At 58.3% G+C, this 25,065-nt stretch carries 23 protein-coding genes; 5 read left to right on the forward strand and 18 right to left on the reverse strand.

Features of this window, described 5'->3' with window-relative positions; translation table 11 throughout:
- Window positions 1-183: 183 nt before the first annotated feature.
- The 11 genes from KBF66_RS10795 to KBF66_RS10845 form a co-directional block, all read right to left on the reverse strand.
- Complete coding sequence (locus tag KBF66_RS10795) at window positions 184-426, reverse strand: hypothetical protein (RefSeq protein WP_296656265.1); 243 nt, start codon at window positions 424-426, stop codon at window positions 184-186.
- 4 nt (window positions 427-430) lie between these two features.
- Window positions 431-1,465, reverse strand: coding sequence for a UDP-glucose--hexose-1-phosphate uridylyltransferase (locus tag KBF66_RS10800; protein ID WP_296656267.1), 1,035 nt, complete (start codon window positions 1,463-1,465; stop codon window positions 431-433).
- Window positions 1,466-1,608: 143 nt separating this feature from the next.
- Window positions 1,609-2,199, reverse strand: coding sequence for a histidine phosphatase family protein (locus KBF66_RS10805; protein ID WP_296656268.1), 591 nt, complete (start codon window positions 2,197-2,199; stop codon window positions 1,609-1,611).
- 185 nt (window positions 2,200-2,384) lie between these two features.
- Complete coding sequence (locus tag KBF66_RS10810; protein ID WP_296656270.1) at window positions 2,385-3,188, reverse strand: metallophosphoesterase; 804 nt, start codon at window positions 3,186-3,188, stop codon at window positions 2,385-2,387.
- A 21-nt stretch (window positions 3,189-3,209) separates the two neighbouring features.
- Entirely contained in the window at window positions 3,210-4,034 is an 825-nt protein-coding gene (locus tag KBF66_RS10815) for a carbohydrate ABC transporter permease (protein ID WP_296656273.1), read from the reverse strand.
- Window positions 4,031-4,906 carry a sugar ABC transporter permease gene (locus tag KBF66_RS10820; protein WP_296656276.1) on the reverse strand — a complete coding sequence of 292 codons (876 nt, stop codon included), beginning with the start codon at window positions 4,904-4,906 and terminating at the stop codon, window positions 4,031-4,033. Before KBF66_RS10820 ends, KBF66_RS10815 begins: the two co-directional genes overlap by 4 nt.
- Before the next feature lie 82 nt (window positions 4,907-4,988).
- Window positions 4,989-6,278 (reverse strand): ABC transporter substrate-binding protein, encoded by a 1,290-nt coding sequence (locus KBF66_RS10825; protein WP_296656278.1) that lies wholly within the window; start codon window positions 6,276-6,278, stop codon window positions 4,989-4,991.
- A 54-nt stretch (window positions 6,279-6,332) separates the two neighbouring features.
- A complete protein-coding gene (locus tag KBF66_RS10830; RefSeq protein WP_296656282.1) occupies window positions 6,333-7,379 on the reverse strand; it encodes an ABC transporter ATP-binding protein in 1,047 nt (348 codons plus the stop codon).
- Window positions 7,380-7,401: 22 nt separating this feature from the next.
- Window positions 7,402-8,211 carry a DeoR/GlpR family DNA-binding transcription regulator gene (locus KBF66_RS10835; protein WP_296656284.1) on the reverse strand — a complete coding sequence of 270 codons (810 nt, stop codon included), beginning with the start codon at window positions 8,209-8,211 and terminating at the stop codon, window positions 7,402-7,404.
- A gap of 402 nt (window positions 8,212-8,613) precedes the next feature.
- On the reverse strand, window positions 8,614-9,351 hold the full coding sequence (locus KBF66_RS10840) for a reverse transcriptase domain-containing protein (RefSeq protein ID WP_296656286.1): 738 nt from the start codon (window positions 9,349-9,351) through the stop codon (window positions 8,614-8,616).
- Window positions 9,352-9,469: 118 nt separating this feature from the next.
- Window positions 9,470-9,958 (reverse strand): hypothetical protein, encoded by a 489-nt coding sequence (locus KBF66_RS10845; protein WP_296656289.1) that lies wholly within the window; start codon window positions 9,956-9,958, stop codon window positions 9,470-9,472.
- 1,066 nt (window positions 9,959-11,024) lie between these two features.
- On the opposite strand from KBF66_RS10845, the gene KBF66_RS10850 reads away from it, so the two are divergent.
- Complete coding sequence (locus KBF66_RS10850) at window positions 11,025-11,738, forward strand: DUF4386 domain-containing protein (RefSeq protein ID WP_296656291.1); 714 nt, start codon at window positions 11,025-11,027, stop codon at window positions 11,736-11,738.
- Window positions 11,739-12,024: 286 nt separating this feature from the next.
- On the opposite strand, the gene KBF66_RS10855 is transcribed toward KBF66_RS10850, so the two are convergent.
- The 4 genes from KBF66_RS10855 to KBF66_RS10870 all read right to left on the reverse strand — a co-directional run bounded on the left by KBF66_RS10855 (window position 12,025) and on the right by KBF66_RS10870 (window position 15,886).
- A complete protein-coding gene (locus tag KBF66_RS10855; protein ID WP_296656292.1) occupies window positions 12,025-13,077 on the reverse strand; it encodes a cytochrome c in 1,053 nt (350 codons plus the stop codon).
- 307 nt (window positions 13,078-13,384) lie between these two features.
- The gene (locus tag KBF66_RS10860; RefSeq protein ID WP_296656294.1) at window positions 13,385-14,815 is read right to left on the reverse strand and encodes a sensor histidine kinase; all 1,431 of its coding nucleotides are present in this window, start codon (window positions 14,813-14,815) and stop codon (window positions 13,385-13,387) included.
- Window positions 14,812-15,474, reverse strand: a complete 663-nt coding sequence (locus KBF66_RS10865; RefSeq protein ID WP_296656295.1) for a response regulator transcription factor — start codon at window positions 15,472-15,474, stop codon at window positions 14,812-14,814. Before KBF66_RS10865 ends, KBF66_RS10860 begins: the two co-directional genes overlap by 4 nt.
- Before the next feature lie 55 nt (window positions 15,475-15,529).
- Window positions 15,530-15,886 carry a PepSY domain-containing protein gene (locus KBF66_RS10870; protein ID WP_296656297.1) on the reverse strand — a complete coding sequence of 119 codons (357 nt, stop codon included), beginning with the start codon at window positions 15,884-15,886 and terminating at the stop codon, window positions 15,530-15,532.
- Between the two features lie 153 nt (window positions 15,887-16,039).
- On the opposite strand from KBF66_RS10870, the gene KBF66_RS10875 reads away from it, so the two are divergent.
- The 4 genes from KBF66_RS10875 (at window position 16,040) to KBF66_RS10890 (ending at window position 18,902) form a co-directional block, all read left to right on the forward strand.
- The gene (locus KBF66_RS10875; protein WP_296656299.1) at window positions 16,040-16,462 is read left to right on the forward strand and encodes a DUF1924 domain-containing protein; all 423 of its coding nucleotides are present in this window, start codon (window positions 16,040-16,042) and stop codon (window positions 16,460-16,462) included.
- Between the two features lie 52 nt (window positions 16,463-16,514).
- Window positions 16,515-17,006: a diheme cytochrome c gene (locus tag KBF66_RS10880; RefSeq protein ID WP_296656301.1), complete on the forward strand. Its 492-nt coding sequence runs from the start codon at window positions 16,515-16,517 to the stop codon at window positions 17,004-17,006.
- Between the two features lie 48 nt (window positions 17,007-17,054).
- Window positions 17,055-17,450: a PepSY domain-containing protein gene (locus KBF66_RS10885; RefSeq protein WP_296656303.1), complete on the forward strand. Its 396-nt coding sequence runs from the start codon at window positions 17,055-17,057 to the stop codon at window positions 17,448-17,450.
- A gap of 144 nt (window positions 17,451-17,594) precedes the next feature.
- Window positions 17,595-18,902 carry a ferric reductase-like transmembrane domain-containing protein gene (locus tag KBF66_RS10890; RefSeq protein ID WP_296656305.1) on the forward strand — a complete coding sequence of 436 codons (1,308 nt, stop codon included), beginning with the start codon at window positions 17,595-17,597 and terminating at the stop codon, window positions 18,900-18,902.
- 414 nt (window positions 18,903-19,316) lie between these two features.
- On the opposite strand, the gene KBF66_RS10895 is transcribed toward KBF66_RS10890, so the two are convergent.
- Genes KBF66_RS10895 through KBF66_RS10905 form a run of 3 tightly spaced genes read right to left on the reverse strand, consistent with a single transcriptional unit; the run spans window position 19,317 to window position 25,041 of the window.
- A complete protein-coding gene (locus KBF66_RS10895) occupies window positions 19,317-22,415 on the reverse strand; it encodes an efflux RND transporter permease subunit (RefSeq protein ID WP_296656307.1) in 3,099 nt (1,032 codons plus the stop codon).
- Window positions 22,416-22,427: 12 nt separating this feature from the next.
- Window positions 22,428-23,615, reverse strand: a complete 1,188-nt coding sequence (locus KBF66_RS10900) for an efflux RND transporter periplasmic adaptor subunit (RefSeq protein ID WP_296656309.1) — start codon at window positions 23,613-23,615, stop codon at window positions 22,428-22,430.
- 28 nt (window positions 23,616-23,643) lie between these two features.
- On the reverse strand, window positions 23,644-25,041 hold the full coding sequence (locus KBF66_RS10905; RefSeq protein WP_296656311.1) for an efflux transporter outer membrane subunit: 1,398 nt from the start codon (window positions 25,039-25,041) through the stop codon (window positions 23,644-23,646).
- Window positions 25,042-25,065: the final 24 nt, after the last annotated feature.

Consider the following 25,065-nt stretch of genomic DNA (forward strand, 5'->3'; position numbering starts at 1 on the left):
AGCGAAACCCATTAGGGACAGCGGCTTTGCCGCAAACAAAGTCCGAATGTACTGATGCAATCTATACCTTAAGGCCAAAACGAATTGAAAGCTTGGCATACCGGGGGCGTCCATGTACTGACTTTCAGTTTTCGTCTTCGTTTTCCCTGACCTGGCTGGCTCCAGTGCAGCGTTAAGAGTCGGTCATCGATGTCCGATATCTGGCAGTCCAGTTAGGCATGACGTGAAAGGTAATGGCGGGACATTTCTCCAACCTTTCGATTGATGTGCCATCACTTTTTTCACTGAAGGTCTTGCAGGGTTGTTCACATCCGGGTAAATCATGGTCTTACTGCCAAAGGAGTGTGGCAACGTAGGGCGGGCTTTCAAATTATCGTAGGCGGCGTCAAAGGCAAGGGCAACAGCCGGCACAAGTTGTGGATTCATGGCATCAAGCCTCCCGGTAATGGATGTCGCTCAGACCGCGCAGCTGCCGTGCAGCCTGCTCGGGCGTGAGGTCACGCTGGGCTTCGGCCAGCATCTCGAAACCGACCATGAACTTGCGCACGCTGGCGGAACGTAGCAATGGCGGATAAAAGTGGGCGTGTAGCTGCCAGCCGTCGGTGGCGTGTGCATCAAACGGCGCACCATGCCAACCCATCGAATACGGAAACGAGCACTCAAACAGATTGTCATATCGGCTGGTCAGCTGTTTGAGCGCCAAAGCCAGATCAGCCTGTTGTGTGGCGTTGAGTTCGGGCATGCGCCGCACCCCAAAGCGCGGCAGTAGCAAAATTTCGAACGGCCAGGTGGCCCAAAACGGCACCACCGCCAGCCAATGCTCGGTTTTGACGACCACCCGCTCGTCGATTGCCACCTCGCGTTCGGCGACATCCAGCAGCATCGGACGCCGGTGTTGGGCAAAGTAGGCACGCTGCCGTTCGTCTTCACGTTGACCTTCTCCCGGCAGGTAACTGGTGGCCCAGATTTGCCCATGCGGGTGCGGATTGGAGCAGCCCATCATCGTGCCCTTGTTTTCGAAAACTTGCACCCAGGGGTAAGTGCGACCCAAACTAGTGGTCTCGGTGATCCAGGTTTGAATGACCTGGCCAATGGCTACCAGGGACAGCTCCGGTAGCGACAGGCTGTGGTCGGGTGAGAAGCAGATCACACGGCTGGTGCCCCTGGCACTCATGACCTGAAATAACTCGTCGCTCGTCTGATTCGCATCAGGGGTATCGGCCATCATGGCTGCGAAATCATTGGTGAACACAAAGGTGTGCGGGTAGTCCGGATTGCGCTCACCGGTCACCCTCAGATTGCCGGCGCACAAAAAACAGTGCGGGTCATGTTGGGGGCGCTCGCTGCGGTCGGGTGACTCTTTTTGGCCCTGCCAGGGTCGTTTGGCGCGGTGCGGTGACACCAATACCCATTGCCCGGTCAAGGGGTTAAGTCGCCGATGGGAGTGGTCATTGGGATCAAACATGGACGGCATCCGTGTTGCAGCCAGGTCCAGGCACCCCGCTAGTAATTGGAAACCAGGGTTGGCGTGACATAGCGCAGGACTTGCAAGCCGTCAACGGCATTAGGCAAGTACCGCGACAAGAGGTGTACCGCTCGATCGCCGGTTTAAAGCACGGCGTCATCGATTGCATGCCACCAAGAAAACACACGACTCGGATTGAGCGCGAATGAATAGTAATTGCCACCATTGTTGGGCGGCTGATCCCAGCGCCGGGCAATTGGCAGCCCAGACAAATGACAATACAACAAGGTGCCTACTGCGCCGTGAGCGACGATAGCAATGTCACCTTTGGATTGATCGGTGACAGAAACTGAGAGCACGGACTCGACAATCCGCGCTTGTGCATCCGCTGCTTTTTCCCAGCCCCGCACCGATTCAAATGGCTTGGCAAAAAAAACATCAGCTACTGCTTCAAATTCTTGTGGCGGCAGAAAACCCGTTGCGGAGCGATCATTCTCACCGAGCGCGTGAACCTTCGTGTACCCAATAGACAGATGATTGGCCAAGATCTCCGCACCATCAATTGCCTTCTGCTCAGTACTGCAATAGATCGACGTAACGCCGGATATCCATGGCTGACAAAGACCAACTTTCATTCGACTGCGACCAAGATCCGACAAAGGCCATTGCGGAACCGGCACGTCTTGACTGACGACAACATTTGGGTGGGTAATGAAATAAAAGGTACGAGGCATGAAACGCACTCCATCGAATGAAAATAAATACCCAGTCCCAAGCGAGGCACGCGGCACTGGCCTCGCAGCCTAGGGTAATTGCCTGCCACGATGAACCCGACAGGTTTTTCATCAACTCACCTGAGCGGAGAGAATAGTCCAACGTAACCATTGGAAACTGCCTCGCTATCACAACGCAAGAATCTCTACCCGATAGCAGCATTCTTATCCGGTAGCGTGACGTAACGTGGATGAATCGCGAAGTTGCCGTTCTCTTCACTGTGGTAGACAAAATAGGCATATGGAATATCTACTAAGGTCGGCTCGATTTCAAGTCCACGCAGGTCGAGATTCGTCTGGAACGCGGGACTGCCGGCGACCGCAAGAAACGCGCCGTTCCACATGGCCTGTGTCGGCCGATGAATGTGTCCGCACATGATGTTGAGCTTTCCCCGGTATGCCGCAACCATGCGGCCGAATTCCTCGCGGCCCTCAATCAAACCAATATTGTCGAAGAACGTCAGTCCGCTGGTATTGGGCGGGTGATGCATAAGGATCGTTGTCAGGCCAGCGAAGGATTCGGCCAACTTCCTTTCGATCCAAGCCAAATGCTGTGGGCATAAACCGCCCTCATCACTCTCCTCGACCAGAGTATCCAACGCCAGGAAGCGAATGCCGTCCTGAACGATTTCGTAGTGTGCCAACTCGCTATCGTCGAAGGGCAGGATGTCGCTGAACGCTCGACGAAAATTGCCGCGTAGGTCATGATTGCCCGGTATCGCAAGAACCCTTGCTGAAAGTGGTGCGAGTAGCTCGCGCAAAAACGCATATTCTTCCTTGGTGCCAGCCTCTGTCAGGTCGCCGGTAAGAACGACTACGTCAACAGCAGGTGTAAAGGCGGCGATATCCGCAACGATCAGTCGCAGCGCATTGGCGATGTCGGGACGGATCAGTTTCGAGTCCGAACGCTTGGCAAAAAGATGAATATCTGACAGGTGACTGATCAGCATTTAATGACTCCCAAGGGTGATTCAACGGATTCCGGCGCGCATAAAACTCTGTACAAACTGGCGCTGGAATATCAGAAATGCTACGAACAGCGGTGCTACCGACAGCAGCGTGGCCGCAGTGACCAAGCTCCAATCGATTCCTTGCTCGACGGTTGCAAAGACTTGTAGGCCGACGGTGATTGGGCGTGTCTTGACCGAGTTGGTGACGATCAGTGGCCAAAGGAAATTGTTCCAGTGGTAGGAAACGGTGACCAGGCCGTAAGCGACATAGGTCGGCATGGCGATCGGAATAAAAACACGTAGCAGGATTTGCAGCGCATTCGCACCCTCGAGTCGCGCCGCCTCTTCCAGTTCCTTGGGAATGCTCTTGAAGGTCTGGCGAAACAGGAAAATACCGAAGGCGGATGCCAGATATGGCAGTGCGATTCCCAATGTGGTGTCCAGCAGGCCAATCTTGGACAGCGTGCGATAGTTCTCGACAAGCAGCACCTCCGGCATGATCATCAGCTGCACCAAAACAAGCATGAACAGGATGTTGGACCCGCGGAAGGGAAAGCAAACGAAAGCGTAGGCGGCCATCGTGCAAATGACAAACTGACACACCAAGATTAATGTCACCATAAAGAAGGTATTGGCAAAGTACTGGGCAAATGGTGCAGCTCGCCAGACTCGGATAAAGTTTTCTAGCGTCCAAGGCGCAAACAAATCAAAACTCGCTGCGAATTCTGCCGGGTGAAAGGCCGTCCAAAAGGCGTAGAGCAAAGGCAACACCCAGAGGATTGCCAAGAACCAGGCTCCAACCGTGGTCAGCGCAATAGAAGACTTGCTGCGGTGCTTGGTGCTCATCGGTAGTGAACCTTCTTATCTGCATAACCGAACTGGAACAATGCAATCAACGCCAGGATGACCAGAAGTACGACGGTGAGCGCTGCTGCGTAGCCGGTATCCCAGTAGCCGAAGCCGACTTCATAGATATAAAAGAGCAGCAAAGTGGTCGCGTTGTCCGGTGCGCCTTTGGTCATCACGATGATGTGATCGACCAGTCGGAACGCACCAATGACAGCATTGATCGAAACAAACAGTGTTGTTGGCATCAAAAGCGGGAGGATGACGCGGCGCAGCGTTTGCCAGTAGCTTGCACCTTCGAGTTCGGCTGCCTCCAACAGCGTGGGTGATACCTGCTGCAAAGCAGCCAGATAGAAAATCATGAAGAATCCGGCTTCCTTCCAGATCGTGATCACGATAAGGGCACCAAGCGCTGTGTCCGGCATTCCCAGCAAGTTCTGCCCGCCCAAACCAAATAGCGCCAAAAAACTATCAACCAACCCGTAGTCTGGCGCATAGAAGAAAAGCCATATGTTGGCGACCGCCACCATCGGCAAAATCGTTGGCGTGAAAAACGCCATGCGCACTGCTGCCTGTCCGCGCAAGTTCGAGTTGACAAACAGCGCCATGGCCAACGCGAGTGCCATCGAAAGCGGAATGGTCGTTAGAGCATAGACTGCGTTGTTGCTCATCGCCTTCCAAAAAACAGGATCCTCGATCATCCTCTGGTACTGGTCGATGCCGATGAAGACAGCGGGCCGAGCGCCACGCGGCGTCGAGAAGAGGCTGTCAAACACCGTGCCGAGAATTGGCTGAAAAGTGAAAGCCCACAACAGGACAGCTGCCGGCAGGAGCAGCAGGCTTCCGTATAAGGCATTGCGCGAAGCTGTCATGAGTGGAGGTTCTCGATGTAAGGCTGGTAGGTTGTTACTCTTGCCCCTCCACGCCAAGCGCGGAGGGGGCTCGTGGTTTCAACTATCGATATGGCTTCAGGACCCGCTCGATATCAGCTTGGGCATCTGCAAGTGCTTTTTCCGGCGTCTTGGTTCCGGTCAACGCCGCCGCCAGCGCGTCATTCAAGATCTTAGATGTGCGTGAATTTTCATGCGTCGAGAATTCTGGCACCGACACCGCGATTTGATCGCGAGCGACCAGACTCTCGGGTACCTTGGCCGCATAGGCTTTCAAGGTGTCGGTTTTCCAGGCACCATCGCGCGGGGCTACATAGCCGGTTTTGATGCTCCAGTCGGCGAGAATTTCATCTGATGTGAGGAACTTGATGAACTTCATCGCTGCCTCTTTTTCGACGGCTGGTGCCTTCTTGAAGATGTACAGATTGCCGCCACCCAAAACCGAAGCAGGCGCTATCTTGCCGGGATAGGGCGCTAGGCCAAAGTCGAACTTTGCGCTGGCCTTCAGGTTCGTCAGGTTGCCGGTTGTCGTCCAGATCATCGCGATCCGCTCCTCCAGGAAGTCTGATGGCGTCGTGCCCCATTCCTGAATTCCCGGCGGGTGTATTCCATGCACTTTGTTCAAATCCACCCAAAACTTGAGTGCTTCCACGACTTTGGGATTGGTTAAGTCAGTTTTGTTGCCCGCATCGTTCATAAGTCGTGCACCGTTTTGCGCAGCCAGCGCCCCAAAAAGCCATTGCGCAGAGCCGACATTCCCGGGAATTCCGACACCCCAGCGTCCGACACGTCCGGTAGCATCCTTCTTGGTGACGGCCTTGCCGTATGCGACCATTTCATCCCAAGTCTTCGGGTATTTATTCGGATCCAGTCCGGCTTCAGCAAAGACTTTTTTGTTCCAATAAAGAACCGCTGTTGAGCGCTGGAATGGCACTGCCCAAAAACGACCGTCAACCTTCGCACTAGCCATATAGGCTGGCATAAAGCCGGCCAGCCAAGCCTTGTCTTCCGGGGTCTTAACAAAGTCCTCGATCGGCTGAACGGCATCCTCATCGATCAAGGTGAAGATATCTGTCGCCAACAGCACCGCTACCGTTGGCGGCGTTCCGCTCTTGGCCGCAGTCAATGCTTTTGTGGTTGTATCCAGATAGTTGCCGGAGTAGACCGGGCTGACCTTGATATCCGGATTGGCCGCTTCGAACTTGCTGACATAGCCATCGATGACTTTTGTCAGAGGGCCGCTTACCTGAACCGGATAAAAGAAAGTGACCTGCGTCGCCGCATGCGCAGCAGCGCCAGCAAGTCCCATCACCGCCAGCAATCCTCCGGTCAAGTTTGTTTTCCATTTGAACATTAACATTCTCCTAGTTAAGAAACACCACAATCAGGAAGAAGCCTAGGCTCTTTCCTACCCAGCACAACGCAAACCACTGCTCTTGTCAAAGAAATGCTGTGCCGATTCGGGCCAGCTCAGATGGACGATGTCACCCGTAGCACACGATGCTCTTCCCGGCGTACGAACCAACACGCGCTGCAGGCCAATATGACAACTGCTAATCGTGTCAGCACCAAAATACTCGGTGCCTTCAACGATAGCGGTGTATCCGTTGTCTGTGAATCGGATGTGCTCAGGCCGAACTCCCATTTGGTAGTGACCCTCAGGCAACTGGTTGGGCAAGGTCTGTTCGGTGTTTCCGATTGTCCAGCCCTCACTGGTTCGCGTGATGTCAACGATGTTCATCGGCGGCGTGCCGATAAAGCGCGCGGCAAATGTCGATGCTGGTTGCTCGTAAAGATCTGCTGGCGTGCCGCTTTGTTCCATCCGGCCTTCGCGCATCAAAATGATACGGTCCGCCATGCTCATGGCTTCAGTCTGGTCGTGCGTTACGAAAACCATCGCTATGCCTAGCCGACGCTGCAAGGTGCGAATCTCGTTACGCATTTCTGCACGAAGCTTTGCATCTAGATTGGAGAGCGGCTCGTCAAGCAGGCAGACAGGCGCTTCGGCGATCAGTGCACGCCCAAGCGCAACACGTTGCTGCTGGCCTCCTGATAGTTGACTGGGACGCCGGTCAAGCAGCGCAGACAGGCCCATCAGGTCGACAACCTTGGCTAGTCGCTGGTCACGCTCCGCCTTCGGGACGCCGCGGACTGACAGGCCAAAGACGATGTTATCGGCAACGGTCAAATGGGGAAACAACGCATAGGACTGGAACACCATCGACAAGTTTCGCTGCGACGAGGGCAGCGAAGTCACGTCGCGCCCGGCAATGCTGACGCTTCCCGAGCCGACCTCTTCAAGCCCGGCGATAAGCCGAAGCGTCGTCGACTTACCGCAGCCGGATGGCCCCAGCAGCGCGACAAATTCGCAAGAACCGGTCTCGAAGCTGACATTGTCAACCGCACAGAAGTCACCCCACCTCTTTACCAAATTCTGTACTTTTATCCCTGACACGAGAGTCTCCTTCTGTGCGGTCTTATGCGAACACAAACTTCTTTTTCAGTTTTTCCGGAATGGCAGCGACGGCAGAACGTGCAGCGACATCGGTGATGATGTAGTCGAGGTGCGCAACCGGCGCAATGACCGTCAGCGCGGTTCGACCAAATTTAGAGTGATCGGCCACCACGATGACCATCTGCGCGATTTCGATCATCGCCTGCTGGGCACACGCAATTTGCGGATGCGAGGTGCAGATCACCCTGCGATCGACATCGACCGCGGCCACACTGAGAATTGCTTTGTCCACATTAAATGATCGGATCATCGCAACGGCCATCGTGCCACCAAACGATTGATTGATTGGAACGTACTCACCGCCGATGAAATGGATCGCTCGTGCTCCACCAGCTATCAAGGTTGCTAGCACAGCAGTGCCATTGGTCACGAAAGTCAAAGTCAAATTTGACGCAAGGCGCTTGGCTACTTGCAGCGATGTTGTTCCACTGTCGATCATCACCGCATCTCCATCGGCCACCAATGCTGCAGCGGCAGCGGCAATTCGCATCTTTTCTTCAGTATTGGACGTCTCTCGAACTGCTGGCTCGTTGTCATGAGTCACCTGCGTGATGTTCACAGCGCCGCCGTGCGTGCGCCGCAACAACTTTCGGCTTTCGAGTTCAGTGAGGTCGCGACGGATGGTCGCGATCGAAACTCCCAGCTCGTCCTTTAGACCCTGGACATCGACAAACAGTCGGGACCGCACGCACTCCAATAACCGCGCTTGGCGTCGCGGTGTAGATCGGAGGTCATCCAAGGCTAAGTCGGCCAAAGGTAGGGCAGCAGCCATTTTCTATCTTCGTTAACGTTTGTATCCGATCATTGTATGAGCGTTTTCGCGCACGTCAAACCATTTTTTCCGCAGCATTTTCCTTTTCTAGTCGCTGAGCTTTGCCGCTCACGGATAGGAATTTCAATCGCATGCGGCCAAGCGTGTCACGGGTTAAGGGCACCAAAGGGGCTTCGAGCGTTGCGTTTATGCGCTCGAAACCTCTTAATGTTGAGACCTTGTTGTCCAGGTGGGATTTTGGTCTGCCCCGCACATATCCAACCAACTTGCACCATGTACGTTCCCCACACTGATCTGTGAAAGTTGGCATCTTGCCACTCATCCGGTTGCGGTAGGGACGGAGGTTACCCCCCGCCCCCCGCACAGATCCGTACGTGCAGGCTTACCGCATACGGCTCCTGCTCAGGTATGTAACACATAGAAGCGCTCCTCTGGATAGAGATGCATCTTTCGGGTCGGAATGAAACGCTCAGCAATCCGGCTGAACCTGGGCCACGGCAAACGGTGTCGCTGGCTTCTACGCACCAGCGCGTGTCGCCAAGCGCGACCAAGTTCGCTGCGCATTCCTGCCAAACGATATAAATTGCCCGGCACAGCGTGGTAGTTGAAGTACCCTTGAACCACGCGGTTTAGCCACTTGCCAACAATGGCGACGGATTCATGCCGTCGTCGCATCAACTCTGCCCGGATGGCTTCGAGTGTCGCTCGCATTCGCTTCTTCACCGTCAAGCGTGTGACCTGAAATCTGCCCTGCCTGTCGGTACCACAATAGTGCGTAAATCCAAGGAAGTCGAACGTTTCAGGCTTGCTTTGCCCCCGACGTTTGCGATTGGTTGCTGCAAATCGACCAAACTCAATCAGCCGCGTCTTTGTCGCATTCAGGGTCAGCCCAAATCTGGCCAGCTGCTCCTTCATCGCTGTCAGAAACCGTCTGGCTGTTTCTTCACTCTTGAATCCGAACACACTGTCGTCAGCGTAGCGCACGACAATCACATTTCCCCGTGCGTATCTGCGACGCCATTGCTGCGTCCATTGATCGAGAGTGTGTTTCAGCCTGAAAGAGTCAGTGGTCCGGGTATCGGGCAGTTTTCCGGACGGCCGGCTGTTTTGGGCTGAAAGCGGTCTGATGCGGCGATTCAAAGCAGCCGCTCAAAATGCAGTTTTGACGCTCTAGCTAAGCTGCACTGCGCAGGACCCTGCTCGAACTAGCGAAGGACTCTCCTTTGTCTGGTGTGGATTCATTTTTAAGCAATCTGATTCAGTACTTGACACCTTTGAATACTACCGAGGAAACCTTGTTTGTGTCTTTGGGAAATGAAACACTCACAGTTCGAGTATCAAAATTTGATGAAGCCCCGGGAAGATCGTAGATGTAGGTGGTGTATGTAGGCGGACCAATCATCTGCCGTCGCTTCTTTGAATCAGGAAACATCGAATGGTTTTGTCGTGAATTGAACGTTGCTTCAAGCTCTGAGACCAGCTTTTCAGCCTCCTCTCTGGATATATGAAATGTCGCCACGAGGGTAGAATCAAAAAGGTCGCCGCAAGTTACGTTTTCCACATCAATTGATTCGGGAAGTTTCTCTATGAAGTATCCGCGGATTGCTTTTTCTTGAACATCGCGCAGACGTTTGCCGAAACCGAAATCACACACTCCCCCTAGCGCAAAGCCGATTTCAGAGGTTTTTCCGGAGAATAATATCAAAACAAGAAAGACAAGAAAAAGCACTGTCGCGATCGTCTTCATATTTAATTTGCTAAGTATTCCGGTCAAAACTCCTGCCTATCCAGAGAAAGTATTCTAGGTGCACCTAAGGAGTAGAAGTCGGAAATGATTTTTATGGGTTGTGGAGTTGCGTCAGTTATGTGAGCAAATGTTCCGCCTGCAATTCTGACAGCGAATTCTCAGCCCATGTAACCCCAAAATAGGTGATGTAACTGAATGACAGCTAACGCTGCACTGGAGTCCACCAAGGAAAAATTTCACTGAGGTAGACCGAATGACCGAAATGGAAAATCCGGTTCGCCCAATGTCTGCAATTTGGTAACTGGCCTCGGTGTCCGGACCTGGCCAATTGGAGTTAACCGATCTCACCAAATCGTGGCCAGAAAGCTGACCGTGACACGCTGAGTTGAGTGGCCGCTTTGGACGAAGCAGATCACACCTTTGGGTTTTGCTTGGGCCTTTCAGTAACTCCCAATCAGCCCGACATTTCACGCCGACAAACTGCTAACCAAAACAATAGCTACTGACGCTTATTGCATAAGCGCTAGGCGCCAATTTGATACCTATTCGGTGCCCAGCAGCGCCACAAACGCGCCACCGAGCGACATCGACAGCGCAAGCCGAATTCCATCAGTGGCCGCTTCCGCGGCAAGCCAGTTTCACTATTTCCACGTCCGATTAGCCGCAGTTCGTGTCGGTCGCCTTGGTGCCCGAAGCTGTCAGCGCTGAATGTCAGCACCGGTCATTCGCCGCCAGGATCCAAGGCACCAAGCCGACTCTCAATTTTTGTCTTCATTTTTCACGACCTGGTGGGCTTAAGTGCAGCGTAAACGATTGTTCAAGTGCATGGCCCAAACTGAAAATCCGGCTTGCCTCCTAGAATCGCGGGAGGTCAGGGTTTGGCCTTTGTCGGAATATTTTTGGCCTGTAATGGTTTCAGGCGATACCGCTGGAATCAAGGATGAATGTCATTATCAGGAGAAAAACATGTCCGGTTATCTTGCAACGTCCAGCACATCCCATAGGTTTTTCGATCTAAACAATTGGGCTGCACAGGTCGAATTCGCAACGCTCAAACATGAAACCTATGCGTGAATCCACCGTGTCTTCGGCATTCGATTGGCGCTTCGCACGAATCGCTGGAGCCATGTACCTACTCACAGTCGCATTGGCTCTCTTTGGTGAAGGATACGTGCGAGGCTCGCTTCTTGATGGCCAAAGTGCTGCAAGGACCGCAGCCAACCTGATCGAATCCAATCTGCTTTACCGAATCGGCCTAGCTACTGATCTTCTAACCTTCACGGGTGTTGCAGTTCTTGTTTGGTCTCTTTACCAGCTACTGCGTGGCATCGACCATCGCCTAGCTGCCTTGGCACTGGTGTTTCGGATAATCGAACTTGCTGTGCACTTTTCGGCGATTGGACTTGGGACGGTGGCGTTGTCGCTGCTTGCCGGTGGTGAGTACACGCATGCGTTCGATGCTCAGCAAGTGCATGGCTTGGTGGGAATGGCACTCCGAGCCCAAATGGCCGGCCTGGGCATAGGCTTCATTCCACTGGGACTAGGTTCCGCCGTTTTCGCTGTCTTGCTGCTGCGTTCAGGTTATGTACCGAAGCCGCTTGCAGCCTGGGGCATCTTTGCCTCGCTGCTCTTGACTGCATATTCGTTCGGGATCATCCTATCGCCTGACACCAGCGACTATTTCTACATCGGCATGGTGCCAATGTTCATCTATGAGGTTTCCATTGGGGCGTGGCTCCTGTTCAAGAGCAGTCCCACAACCTCACAAAGTGCAGTCTAACTGTACGCCAGCCTCCACGTGAACCTTGGCAGGGCACTGTTTGAAGTGGACTCGGCAGGTAGCCATTCAAGCTCACGACACTTGTTGAATTCCAGATAACACCCAACCACTGGTGACAACCATGAAATGCCCTGTCTGACATTGGTGCCCAAATCAGGTGGCATCTCGAATGTTGCAACAATTCGTTAGACCACCCAAGTTGATCGGCATACCCGGGCGTCTGAACTTAACCGTGTATGGTCATGGATCATGCGTGCCAATCCAGAAACCGGAGAGTCACCCTGGATTAGATTGGATTGGCAATCCAGCTGGCGATGGCCGCAGCCTCAGCTTGACCGATGGTGCCGGCCAGAAAGCCCATGCCACCCTTGTTGGAGGCGATCGCGCTCAAGGTAGCAGTGGCACTGGTGGCTCTTTGTATCTTTGAAATGTTCTGGCGCGGATCGGCACCATGGCAGCCGGAACAATTGCTGGCGTAAAGCGACTTGCCATCCAAAGTCGGCGTCGGCGTCGGCGTCGGCGTCGGCGTCGGCGTCGGTGTGGGTGTGGGTGTGGGTGTGGGTGTGGGTGTGGGTGTCGGCGGGGTAGTTGCTGTCGGAGTCGATCCAATGGCGGCGGTTCGCAGCTGTTCGTCGCATGCCGCATTCATGGTGGTGCAGTTAACCGCCGCCAATCGATTGTTTGATTGCCCCAACTGACCCAACACAGCAGACCAGTTTGGAACACCATTGACTGCTTGAAACTGTGCGCTCAACAGAACCCAACGCGCAACCAGTCCAGCCTGAAAATGTTCGGAACGGGTGGCGCGCTGTTTGATGTAGTCATCTTCGGGCGAAATGCCCCCCAGTTGTCCTTTGATGTACGACTTGGCGGCGTCTACGCTTTGGCCCGTGGCGTCCATGCGCAACTGGATTAGAGTAGTCAGGGGACTGATGACTTTTGATTCTGCTCCGGGTGTTTGGAGGGTGTAGGCTTGTGTCACCCTCCCGAAGTCGGCATCGACCGCGTCCGTGCCGACCACGGCCAGCAATCGCATGGAGGCAAGGTTGAGACCAGATACGTTCAACACAGCCGTTCCGTTGGAGGCGCTGCGCGCTTGGGGCTCGTTGACATCGCAAAGACCGTTTGCATTCACATCCACGCAAACCAGGGCATTGCTCAGCAAGCCATCCATCACGGTGGTGGTGATGAATGCAGAGGCGTTGGAGTTGTGATCATCATCATCATCGGCGTTTTCATTGTCACTGCCACCGCCACCACCGCAAGCAGTCAAAGCAGCGGCGGCGATGCAAGTCAAGGAACACAGGGTCAATTTGCGAAGCCGTCTTGTGTCAATCATGGGTTGTTCTCCTTCAGTTTGATTTGAAAGTCTTCCTTGCCCTTGGGCCAAGGATGTGGGTGCGAACGTTGCCAGCTTGGTTTCCGTCTAAGAACACAAGTGGCAGTGCATCACGCAGCAGTCACCTGACAAAGATCAAATTCATAGGTGATCTGCTGAGCAGGAGTCTCCCGCAACGTGCTTAAAGTTCTCTTAAGATGCCGCCCAACTTGGTTTACGCCCGCAGGTGTCGCGGCACCCTTGTTAGGCCAGCAAGTCCAGCAACTGGATTTGATTCGTATGCGCTGGGGGTCGTTTTCCCGAACGCCTACGCGCTGGCGCCTGTGGCCGGCAACTCCAGCACCACCCGCAAACCACCCAGCGACGATTCGCCTAGTTCCACCCGGCCACCGTAGAGGCGGGTCAAATCATCCACGATGGCCAGCCCCAGGCCAGAGCCTGCCACCTGCTCATCGGCGCGCACGCCCCGGTGCATCACGGCATCACGTTGGTCGGCGGCAATGCCGGGGCCGTCGTCGTCGAGCGTCAGGCGCAAGCTGGCGGCGTCAACCTGGGCCTTCATCAGAACGGTGTGTCGAGCCCACTTGCAGGCGTTGTCCAGCAAGTTGCCCAGCATTTCCTGCAAGTCCTGCGTTTCGCCGCGAAGGCACAGGGTTTCGGCGATGGGTTCCACCGTGATTTCAAGCTGTCGCTCGGCATAAATGCGGCGCATCACCCGCACCAGCCCCTCAATGACCGGTTGCAGTGGTGTGCTGGCTCCGGGGTGGCGGACCGTGGCTGCCACCCGCGCCCGGGCCAGGTGGTAGTCCACCTGCTGGCGCGCCAGGCCGACCTGATCGATCACCAGCTGCGCCAACTCAGTGGCAGGGGTGTGTTTCTGCTCAGTCGCGTGGGCCGCATTGGACAGCACAGTCAGTGGCGTTTTAAGCGCATGCGCCAGATTGCCGGCATGGGTGCGGGCGCGGGCCACCACCTCGGCGTTTTGCAGTAGCACCTTGTTGAAGTCATCCACCAGCGGTGTCAACTCTGCGGGAAACACACCGTCAAGCCGCTGCGTCTGGGCGTTGCGCAATTTGCCCAGTGCATCGCGCAAAGTGCGCAGTGGTGCCAGCCCCACCAGCACCTGCACCACAGCCGCCAGCATCAAACCCAGGGCCAGCACGCCCAGCGCCAGCCACAACATGCCGTTGAAGCGCTTGACCGGTTCAACCATGAAGCGTTCATTGGCGGCGGCAATCAGCCGAAAAACCCGAGGCTGGCCCGTACCGGCATCTTCCAGGCGAACACTGCGCTCAACCACTCCCAGCCACTGTGCCTGCGGCCCAAGAATGCGGTGCTGGTGTGTTTCGCCGTCAGCGGGGACGTCGGCCGGCAGCGCCAACACATGATCCCACAGCGAGCGCGAGCGAAGCTGGCCGACTGCCGATACTGTGCCCGCTGGCGCATCGCTGAGCTGGTCAACCTGCCAGTAATATCCCGAAAAAGGTCGGCTCAGCCGCGGGTCACTCAAAGGCTGCGTCAGTTGTGCCTTGCCCTGGGCATCCTGCGTGAGCTGGGCGGTCAGCTGGTCAAGCTCGGTCGTGAGTTCGAGGTGAAACTGTGCCGCCACATGCTGGTGAAACAGGCCGCTTAAGCCCCAGCCCGCCAACGCAATCGTGGCACTGATCCAAAACAGCGTGCCCGCCAGCAGGCGAAAGCGCAGCGAACCACGCAAAGGGGGCAGATTCAGCCATTTCATGGCGGCAGCGTCAGGCGGTATCCCTGGCCGCGCACGGTTTCGATCAGGCCGGCGGGTAGCTTCTTGCGCAGGCGGGCGACAAATACCTCGACGGTGTTGGAGTCGCGATCAAAATCTTGTGCATAAATGTGCTCTACCAGCACGCTGCGCGACACCACCTGGTCGCGGTGGTGCATCAGGTAGGCCAGCACCCGGTACTCGTGACTGGTCAGGCTGAGCGCCTGCCCGGCCAGCGTCACCCGGCTGTTGCGGGTGTCCAGCGACAGTGGGCCGCACACCAGTTCGGCACTGGCATGGCCACCGGCGCGGCGGATCAGCGCACGCAGTCGGGCAAGCAGCTCTTCCATGTGAAACGGCTTGCTCAGGTAGTCATCGGCCCCGGCGTCAATGCCGGCCACTTTTTCAGACCAGCCATCGCGCGCGGTGAGGACCAATACCGGCATGCTGCGTCCCGCAGCCCGCCATTTGCGCAACACCGACAGGCCGTCCATGCGGGGCAAGCCCAGGTCAAGCACGACCGCATCGTAGGCTTCGGTGTCACCCAGGTGGTGGGCGTGGATCCCGTTGTCGGCCAGGTCCACCACATAACCGGCGGATTGCAGGCCCTCATCGAGCTGAAGCAGCAAGGTGGGCTCGTCTTCAACTATCAGCAGGCGCATGCGGGTTTGTCCAGATTGGGTGGCAATGGGTTGTCTGCATCTTGGGGAGTGCTCATTAGCGCTGAACCGGCCGATTCTTGCCTTTTTGGTCGATCAAGCTTCCATCGCGGCCATCAATCTTGAGTTTGACCAGCGCGCCACCGGGGCGCAGAAGTTTGATCTTGTACACCCAGCGCGCGCTGTCAGCATCTTTTTCACGGTCGAGTTCCACATCGAGAATCTGGCCCGCATGGTCGCGCTCCACCCGCTGCAGCACGGTGGCCAGCGGCAGAATTTCGCCCGCTTCAAGCGCGCGGCGAGCGCGGTCGTGATCGGTGTCAGCCTGGCACAGGCCGGCCACACACACCAGCAGAACAGCGCACATCCAGCGCAGTAGTTGTGGCCAGGGCTGGTCCTGTAATCGGGTTGACATGAAAAACATTCTTGGGCGCAAGGTGTGTTGGCGGCTATTTATAACCCGGCCAACATGAACGCAGGATGAACAGCCAATTCACGCAACGTTCAGGCAGGTTTGAGCATAGTACGTCCCATAACACCTTGATTCAACTCAACCGAGCCACTCATCATGCACCACAAACTGTCTACTCTCCTGCTTGCCACCAGTCTGACCCTGGGCTTTTCCAGCGCCGTCTTGGCCGGCCCGCGTGAAGACCAACTGGCCCAGTACGCCAGCGCGGCCAAGGCGGCTGACCCGGCATTCTCCGGGTTTTCGGCCGTGCGCGGCAAGACCCTGCACAGCCAGACCTTTACTGGCGGCAAGCCCGACACACCGAGCTGCACCAGTTGCCACGGCACCGACCCCCGTGCCGCCGGGCGCAATGCCACTGGCCGGGCGATTGAACCGGTGGCGTTGTCCGCAGCACCCACACGCTACACCGATCCAGCCAAAGTCGAGAAGTGGTTCAAGCGCAACTGCACCGAAGTCATGGGGCGCGAATGCAGCCCAGCAGAAAAAGGCGACTGGCTGAGCTTCATGTTCGGCCAGTAACTGACTCAATAGACACGCTCATGCCGCCAACTTGCAACCACCCGAAAACACCATGAACACTCCTTATCGTCCCTTGGCCTTGGGCCTGCTTGCGCTGGGCTTTTCAGTGCTGCTGTTTAGCCGCGTGCAAGCGGGTGGCAGCCATTATTTTGCCCCGGTAGTCGACCCAGTGGTCAAGGCCGAATGCGGCACTTGCCACCTGCCTTTTGCCGCGTCGATGCTGCCAGCCAGTTCATGGAAGCGTTTGATGGGTGACTTGAAGAATCACTTTGGCGACGATGCCAGTCTGGACGCAGCCCTGAACCAAAAAATTACTGATTACCTGCAAGTCAATGCCGCCGACACCGGTGGCAGGGTGTATGGCAGCAAGCTGCTGCGCAACGTGTCGCTGACCAACGCGCCGCTGCGCATCACAGAACTGCCCAAGTGGACCAGCGCGCACGCCAAAGTGCCGGCCTGGGAGTGGCGACACAAGGATGTTCGCACCAAAGCCAACTGCACCGCCTGCCATGCAAATGCCGAACTGGGTTACTACGACGAGTAAGAGCGGCTGTTTTTCGTCTTCGCCCATCACCCAACCAAGGCTCACACCATGTCATTCAAACCACTTTTTGCTTTCATCGCACTGAGCAGTGCACTACTGATGCCGGCTTTTGCCGATGACAAACGCATCACCACGGCCCCAGAGCGCCAGTGGCTGTCGATCGCCCAGGTTGCGGCCAGGCTTGAAGCCGCTGGCTACCGGCAGATCGAAAAAATTGAGCGCGAAGGGGGCGGCTACGAGGCGCGCGCCACCAACCAGGCCGGCGAGCGGACCAAGCTGTACATTAACCCACAGACGGGTGCCCTGGCCAGTCAGCATGGCAAAGCTCGCAGTGGTGGTGCAGCCGATGGCGCAGGCAGACAGGACAGCGCGACCTGCAATGAACGCCGCTGTCGCGACGACTTACCCGCCATACCGACAACACCTACTGCAGCCGTCAAGTAGTTGCATTCGATGGCCGGTGGCTTGAATCCATGCAATTCATTGGTAAAAAGAATTTATAGCCCCCGTCCTTCTCTCGCTGACAGCAATATTCTTTGAAGTTCACTCCAAGCAGCTTTGTCTCTAGATTCACCTGATTTCGTCGTCATGAAAACCATTCTTGCCAGTTTGATCGCCATTGTTACCCTTGCCTGGGGTTGGGATGTCTTGTCCAGCGTCTCGCCTGCTGGCGTGCATCCGCTGTGGGCGGCTCGCGCTGAGATGATGTACTGGAGCGGGCTGGTATCAGTGGCCATGCTGTCGCTGGTGATGTTCTTGGCCACTCGCCCGGCGTGGCTGGAGCGGCCGTTGGGGGGCATGGACCGCATTTACCGCACTCACAAGTGGGCCGGCATTCTGGCCGGCATTTTTGCCGCGCTGCACTGGCTTGGCGAAATGTCTGGCGACATCATCAAAGGCATGATTGGCCGCGAGGGACGCCTTCCCAAAGAGCAGTTCACCGGCTTGCTGGAAGTACTGCGCGACCTGGCAGGTGACATGGGCGAATGGGCCATTTACGCCCTGCTGGCCATGCTGGCGATTACGCTGTGGAAGAAGTTCCCTTACCGCGCCTGGCGCGTGATACACCGCGCCATGCCGGTGCTGTATTTGATGCTGGCTTTTCATGCAGCGCTGCTCGCACCCACTGACTACTGGCTGCAGCCGGTGGGCCTGCTGCTGGCGTTGTTGCTGCTGGCCGGGGTATACGGCGCTGTGCAAGCGCTGCGCAACGACATTGGCAGAGCCCGCGAGGCATCGGGCCGCATCACTGCCGTGGATCACCCGTCTCGTGACATCAGCAGCGTCCAGTGCCAGCTCGATGCCGGCTGGCGTGGCCACCGGGCCGGTCAGTTTGCATTTGTCACTTTTGATGACAAAGAGGGCGCGCACCCGTTCACCATTGCCAGCGCCGACCGCGGCAACCAGACCGTCAGCTTTCAGATCAAGGGCCTGGGTGATTACACCCGGGGGCTGGCGGCGCGCCTGCATGTGGGTCAAAAAGTGAAGGTTGAAGGACCTTACGGGCGTTTTGATTTCACCCGCAGCAACCCCAAAGCCCGTCAAATCTGGATTGCCGGTGGCATTGGCGTGACACCGTTTCTGGCCTGGTTGGAGTCCTTGCAGGCCGACCCACAAAAAATGCCAGCGGTCGACCTGCATTACTGCACCCGTGACGCAAATGGCGATGCCTTTGTGCCGCGCTTGAAATCACTTGGCGCGGCATTGCCCGGTATCCGGCTGCACATTCATGGGGCCAGTCAAGGTTCCAGCCTGACTGCGCAGGCGCTGGCGGTTTCCAGCAAAACCGAAATCTGGTACTGCGGCCCGGCCGGTTTGGCCAACATGCTCCGCGCTGGTTTGAGGTCGATGGGCGCAATGCCCCGCTTTCATCAGGAAGCGTTCGAGATGCGGTAAGGGCGCATTGCGCCCGCATGCGTAAGGTGGTGACTGACTAGTCTGGAGCTAGCATTTCGGTGAAACCTATGTCAACAACTGCCAAGAAGCCAATCAAGGGTAAATTCCACTTTTTACAGTTTGAATGACTGCAATGGGGAATTTCGTCCGGCCAATGTCCGCAATGCGGCAACTGCCCCAAATGTCGGGACTTGGCCAATTGGAGTTAACCGATCTCACCAAATCGTGGCCAGAAAGCTGACCGCGACACGCTGAGTTGAGTGGCCGCTTTGGACGAAGCAGATCACACCTTTGGGTTTTGCTTTGTGTCTTTAGGCAACTCCCAATCAGCCCGCCATTTCACGCCGACAAACTGCTAACTAAAACAATAGCTTCTGACGTTTATTGCATAAGCGCTAGAGGCCAATTTGATACCTATTCCTGCAATGCCGCGCTGCGCCCCAGCAGGCGGCGCACCCACCCCCCAAAATCATCCACCACGGTGAACACTGCCGGAATCACCAGCAGGCTCAGCACGGTCGAGGTCATCAGGCCGCCAATCACGGCGACTGCCATCGGCGAGCGAAAGCTGGCATCGGCTGCACCCCAACCTACCGCAATCGGCAGCATGCCCGCACCCATGGCCAGCGTGGTCATGATGACCGGGCGCGCCCGTTTGTGGCAGGCATCCAGCAGCGCGTCGTGCCGGCTCATCGGGGCCACCACGGGGTGGCCGTCGCTGCCGTCATGGCCGCGGCGCGCCACGATGGCGTACTCCACCAGCAAAATCGAGTTTTTGGTGGCAATGCCCATCAGCATGATCAGCCCGATCAGCGACGGCATCGAAAAACTCATGCCGGTGCCCAGCAACGCCACAAACGCACCACCCAGCGACAAGGGCAGCGCGGTGAGGATGGTGAACGGGTGCAAAAAGTCCTTGAACAGCAGCACCAGCACGATGTAGATGCACAAAATGCCGGTCAGCATGGCCAGGCCAAAGCTGGCAAACAGCTCGTCCATCACTTCGGCATCACCCAGCGCCAATTGTTTTACCCCTGGCGGCAGCGATGTAATCGAGGGCAGCTTGGCCACAGCCTCGGTCACGTCACCCAGCGGCGCACCGGAGAGCTCAATCTCGAAGGTGATGTTGCGCGAGCGGTTCAGCCGGTCGATGACGGCCGGCCCGCCAGTCAGCGACAAGCTGGCCACTTGGCTCAGCATCACCGGCCCGCGTATGCCCGGAACCGCCAGCCGCCCCAGCAGTTCCAGATCTTGCCGCGCCACATCCGCCAGCTTGACGACGATGGGCACCTGGCGCTGGCTCAAATTGAGCTTGGCCAGACCCGCGTCGTAATCACCCACGGTGGCGATGCGCAGCGTCTCGCCAATGGCGCTGCTGGTCACGCCCAGGTCGGCAGCGCGGGCAAAGTCGGGGCGCACTGCCACCTCGGTGCGGATCAGGCTGGCGCTCGATGCAATTTGCCCCAGACCGGGAATGGTGCGCAGGTCTTTTTCCACCGCGGTGGCGGCCGTTGCCAGCGCCAGCGGGTCTTCGCCGGTCAGCACCAGCAGGTATTTTTCGCCCGAGCCGCCCAAGCCGACCTTGCTGCGTACGCCGGGCAATTCGGCCAGTAAAGCGCGGATCTCGTTTTCAATGCCCTGTTTGCGCGGGCGTTTGCCGCGCTCGGTCAGCAGCACCGTGAGTGTGGCCTTGCGCACCTCGGTGGTGCCGGGTGGCGCAAACGGGTCTGAGCCTGCCGCCCCAGCGCCAATGGTGGTGTAGACGCTTTGCACTGTGGCCAGCCGAGTCAAAAGTTGGCGCGCGGCCTCTGCGGTGGCACGGGTCTGCGCCAGCGTGGCACCCGGTGGCAGCTCCAGATTCACCTGCGTTTGCGAGTTGTCATCGGGCGGGATAAAGCCCTTGGGCAGCAGCGGAATCAGCATCAGCGAACCCACAAAAAACGCGCCGGCGGCCGCCATGGTGAGCCAGCGGTGACTTAACGCCCAGTCGCTCCAGCGCAGGTAGCGCGCCATCCACCACGGCTCCTTGTGCTGGCGGGCGCTGGGCTTCATCACATAAGCGGCCATCATCGGGGTCAAGGCGCGCGCCACCACCAGCGAGGCCAACACGGCGAGTGCCGCCGTCCAGCCAAACTGCTTGAAAAACTTGCCCGGAATGCCGGCCATGAAGGCGGTCGGCAAAAACACCGAGACCAGCGTGAAGGTGGTGGCGATCACCGCCAGGCCAATTTCGTCAGCCGCTTCCATGGCCGCCTGGTAGGGCGTTTTGCCCATCTGCAGGTGGCGCGTGATGTTCTCCACCTCGACAATCGCATCGTCAACCAGCACACCAATCACCAGCGAGAGCGCCAAGAGCGTGATCACGTTGACCGAAAACCCCAGGTAGCCCATGCCGATAAACGCCGGAATCACCGACAGCGGCAACGCCACCGCCGACACAAAGGTGGCGCGCAGGTTGCGCAAAAACAGCCACACCACCACCACCGCCAGAATCGCACCCTCGTACAGCAGCACCATCGAGCCGTCGTACTCTTCGGCCACCGGGGTGACAAAGTCAAACGCTTCGGTCAGCTCCATGTCGGGGTGCTGGGCCTTTAACTCTTCGAGGGCCAGACGCACCGCCGCACCCACTTCGACCTCGCTGGCACCGCGGCTGCGCGATATCTCAAAACCCACCACCGGCACGCCATTGAGCAGGGCAATGGCACGCGGCTCGGCCACCGTGTCGGTCACGCTGGCCACTTGATCGAGCCGCAGGCGGCGGCCGTCGCTCAGGCTCAGTTCCAGTTGCGCCAGTTCGGCCACGGTTTTGACCGTGGCCAGGGTGCGCATGGGCTGCTCGCTGCCGCCAATGTCGGCGCGACCACCGGCGCTCTCGGTTTGCACCAGGCGCAACTGGCGCGAGATGTCGGCGGCCGTGGCGCCCAGCGCCTGCAGTTTGAGGGGGTCCAGCGCCACTTCCACCTGGCGCGTCACGCCGCCGACCCGGCTGATGGCACCCACGCCCTTGACCGACAGCAGCCGGCGCGTCAGCGTGTTATCCACAAACCAGCTCAAGGCCTCGTCGTCCATGCTCGGCACGCGCACGGTGTACGCCAGAATCGGCGCGCCAGCCAGGTCCATCTTGCGCACCACCGGGTCGCGCACGTCGGTGGGCAGGTCGGCGCGCACACCTTGCACGGCCGAGCGCACGTCATCCACCGCCTCCTGCGTGGGTTTTTCCAGCCGGAACTCGGCAGTGACGGTGACACCGCCGTCCTGCACCTTGGTGTAGATGTTTTTCAGGCCCTGCAAGGCGGCGATGGCGTTCTCGATCTTGCGCGCCACCTCGGTTTCAAGCTGCGCGGGTGCCGCACCGGGCAGCGAGGCTGTCACTGTCACCGTGGGCAGGTCGAGGTCGGGAAACTGCTGCACCTTCATGGCCTTGAACGACAACAGGCCGGCAAAGCTCAGCAGCACAAACAGCATCACCGCCGGAATCGGGTTGCGGATCGACCAGGCTGACACATTCATCTGGTGCGCTCCTTATTTACTAGCTGCTGGCGCAGGTAGCACCTGCGCTGCAGTGCTTTTTTCTTTGGAAATCGGTGCCGCTGCATCGACCACGCGCACCAGATCGCCGTCGCTCAAGAAACTCGCGCCACTGGCGACCAGCCGGTCGTCTGGCTTGATGCCAGAGAGGATCTCAACCTGATCGCCCAGCACCCGCCCGGTTTGCACCTTGAGCTGGGTCACGCGCTGGTCCGCGCCGACGCGCATGACAAAGCTGAAGCCCTCGCGTACCAGCACCGCGCTTTGCACCACGGTCAGCGCGCTCGACTGGCCCAGCTCAAACTCGCCGCGCGCAAACATGCCCGGCTTGAAAGCCCCGGCCTTGGCACCGGCTGGCATGGGGGGCAAATCGACATACACCAGCCCGTTGCGGCTCTGCGCATCAACGGTGGGGGCCACCATGCGCACCCGGCCTTTGAGTTGCGCGCCACCCGGCGCAGTCACCAGCACGCCGGTGCCGACGCTGACGCGGCCCAGCTCGGCCGAGGTGAGTTCGGCACGCCACTCCAGCCGGCCCTGGCGAATCAGGCGAAACATTTCCACGCCCGCGCCCAGCACCGCGCCCACGGTGGCGCTTCGCGCCGAGACGATGCCAGCATCGGGCGCCAGCACCTGGGTGTGCTTCAGCCGCAGCAACTGGGTATCGAGCTGCGCCTTGGCCGACTCGACGCGGGCGCGTGCCGTCAGCTCCTGCGTCAGGTACTGGTTGACCTGTTGCGCGCTCAAGGCGCCGCTGCCCTGCACCGCGCGGGCGCGCTCGGCATTGGCACTGGCATCCAGTGCATTGGCCTGCGCCTCAGCCAAACTGGCGCGCGCCAGCGCCACATCGGCTTGCACGCTCTCAGGCGCAAAAGTGGCCAGCACCTGGCCGCGTTGCACCGCATCGCCCACGCCCGCCATCAATTCCTGCACCCGCAGGCCGTTGGCTTCTGCCCCGACGATGGCCTCTTGCCAGGCGGCCATGCTGCCGTTGGCAGCCAGCTTGATCGGCAGGCTGCCAACACGTGCCTGGGTCAGCGTGACGGTCAGGGCGGGTTTGCCAGCGGCTGCCGGTGGGCTGGCATCGGCTGCCGCCGACTGTTGACCCCACAAGCCCAGGCCGCCCAGGGCCAACGCTGCCAGCACCGCCAGAGACACCGATTGAAGTCGAATGGATCGCATGAAAAACTCTCTTGCTGTTAATTTGAAGTCAACTGCGAGCCAGGTCAGGCGCAAAACCGCCACCCACTGCTCGGTACAAGGCCACCCAGGCGCGCTGGCGCTCCAACGCCAAAGCCAGCACCGACGACTCGGACGCCAGCGCGTTGCGCCGGGCGTCTTCGAGCTCGAACAGGCTGGCCAGGCCCTGGTCAAAGCGGTTTTGCGTGGCTGCCAGCGCCTGCGCATAACCCTGGGTCGCGACCTGGGCATCGCTGGCGCGGGCCTGCGTGCCGGCCAGGGTGATCAGCGCTTCTTCGACCTCGCGCACCGCCTGGCGCACCCGCGCCTGATACACCACCACCGTGGCCTGATAGTTGGCCTGCGCCGCAGTGACCTGCGCGGCGCGCTGGCCGGCGTCAAACAGCGGCAGACTCAATGCCAACGGACCAAACGACCAGGTACTCAGGCTGGTGGTTTCACCCCCCGTGCTGACGCGCAAGCGGCCAATCGAGCCATTCAGGCTCAGACGCGGCCACTGCTGGGCTTTCGCGCTGCCCACCTGCGCGCTGGCCAAAACCACGTCGCGCTCGGCGGCAAACACATCGGGCCGTTGCGAGATCACATCAACCGGCAAAGATGCTATTGAAAACGGTGCTGCCTGAGAATATGGGATATGCGCTAGAGCCAGTTTTTTCATCAAATCAGGCTCAGGGACACCGGTCAGGGCCACCAAGCCTTTGACATCGAGCGCGCACGCGCTGGATTGTTGCGTGACCCGGCTGGCGGCCTCTGACGCGCTGGCACGTGCCATGGCCGCCACCGACGGTGCCACAAAACCGGCCTGCGCGCTGATGGCACTCAGACGTGCCGTCTCCTGGCGCGACCCGGCGTCACGCGCCAGCACCGCCAACTGCTGCTGGCAGTGGCGTTGGCTATACAGCAGGTTGGCGACCTCAGCTGCCACCGACACGCGCGCGTCGTGCCACTGCGCCTGCGCGCCCTCGACCTGCGACTGCGCCGCCTGGCTGACGGCCCGGTTGGCACCCACCAGGTCAAGTTCCCACGAGGCTTGCAGCCCGCCCTGCACGGTACTGGCCAGAGGCACACCGGACTGGCTGACACCCCGGCTGGCGCTGGCCTGGGCACTGAGGTTGGGCAGCAGCGCTGCGTTGGCAGCGGCCTGGTTGGCGCGTGCCGATGCGATGCGCGCCTGCGCCTGCGCCACCGAAGGGCTGACACCTTGCGCCGCCGAGATCAGCTCGGCCAGCAACGGGTCGCCCTGGCGCTGCCACCATTCGGCCAGAGATGCCACCGAGCCCTGGTGTGGCAGCGGCGCCTGCCAGGCGGGGGCGACCTGGCTTGGCACCTGGGTGGGTGGCATGATATGGGCACAGGCCGACAGCAGGGCAGCCAGCAGCAAGCCGGGCGTTGCGGTCATTCGATTCATTGGACAGGCACTCCTTTTGCGCAA

Origin of the sequence: Rhodoferax sp., from assembly GCF_018063565.1 — a bacterium.
GTDB lineage: Bacteria > Pseudomonadota > Gammaproteobacteria > Burkholderiales > Burkholderiaceae_C > Rhodoferax.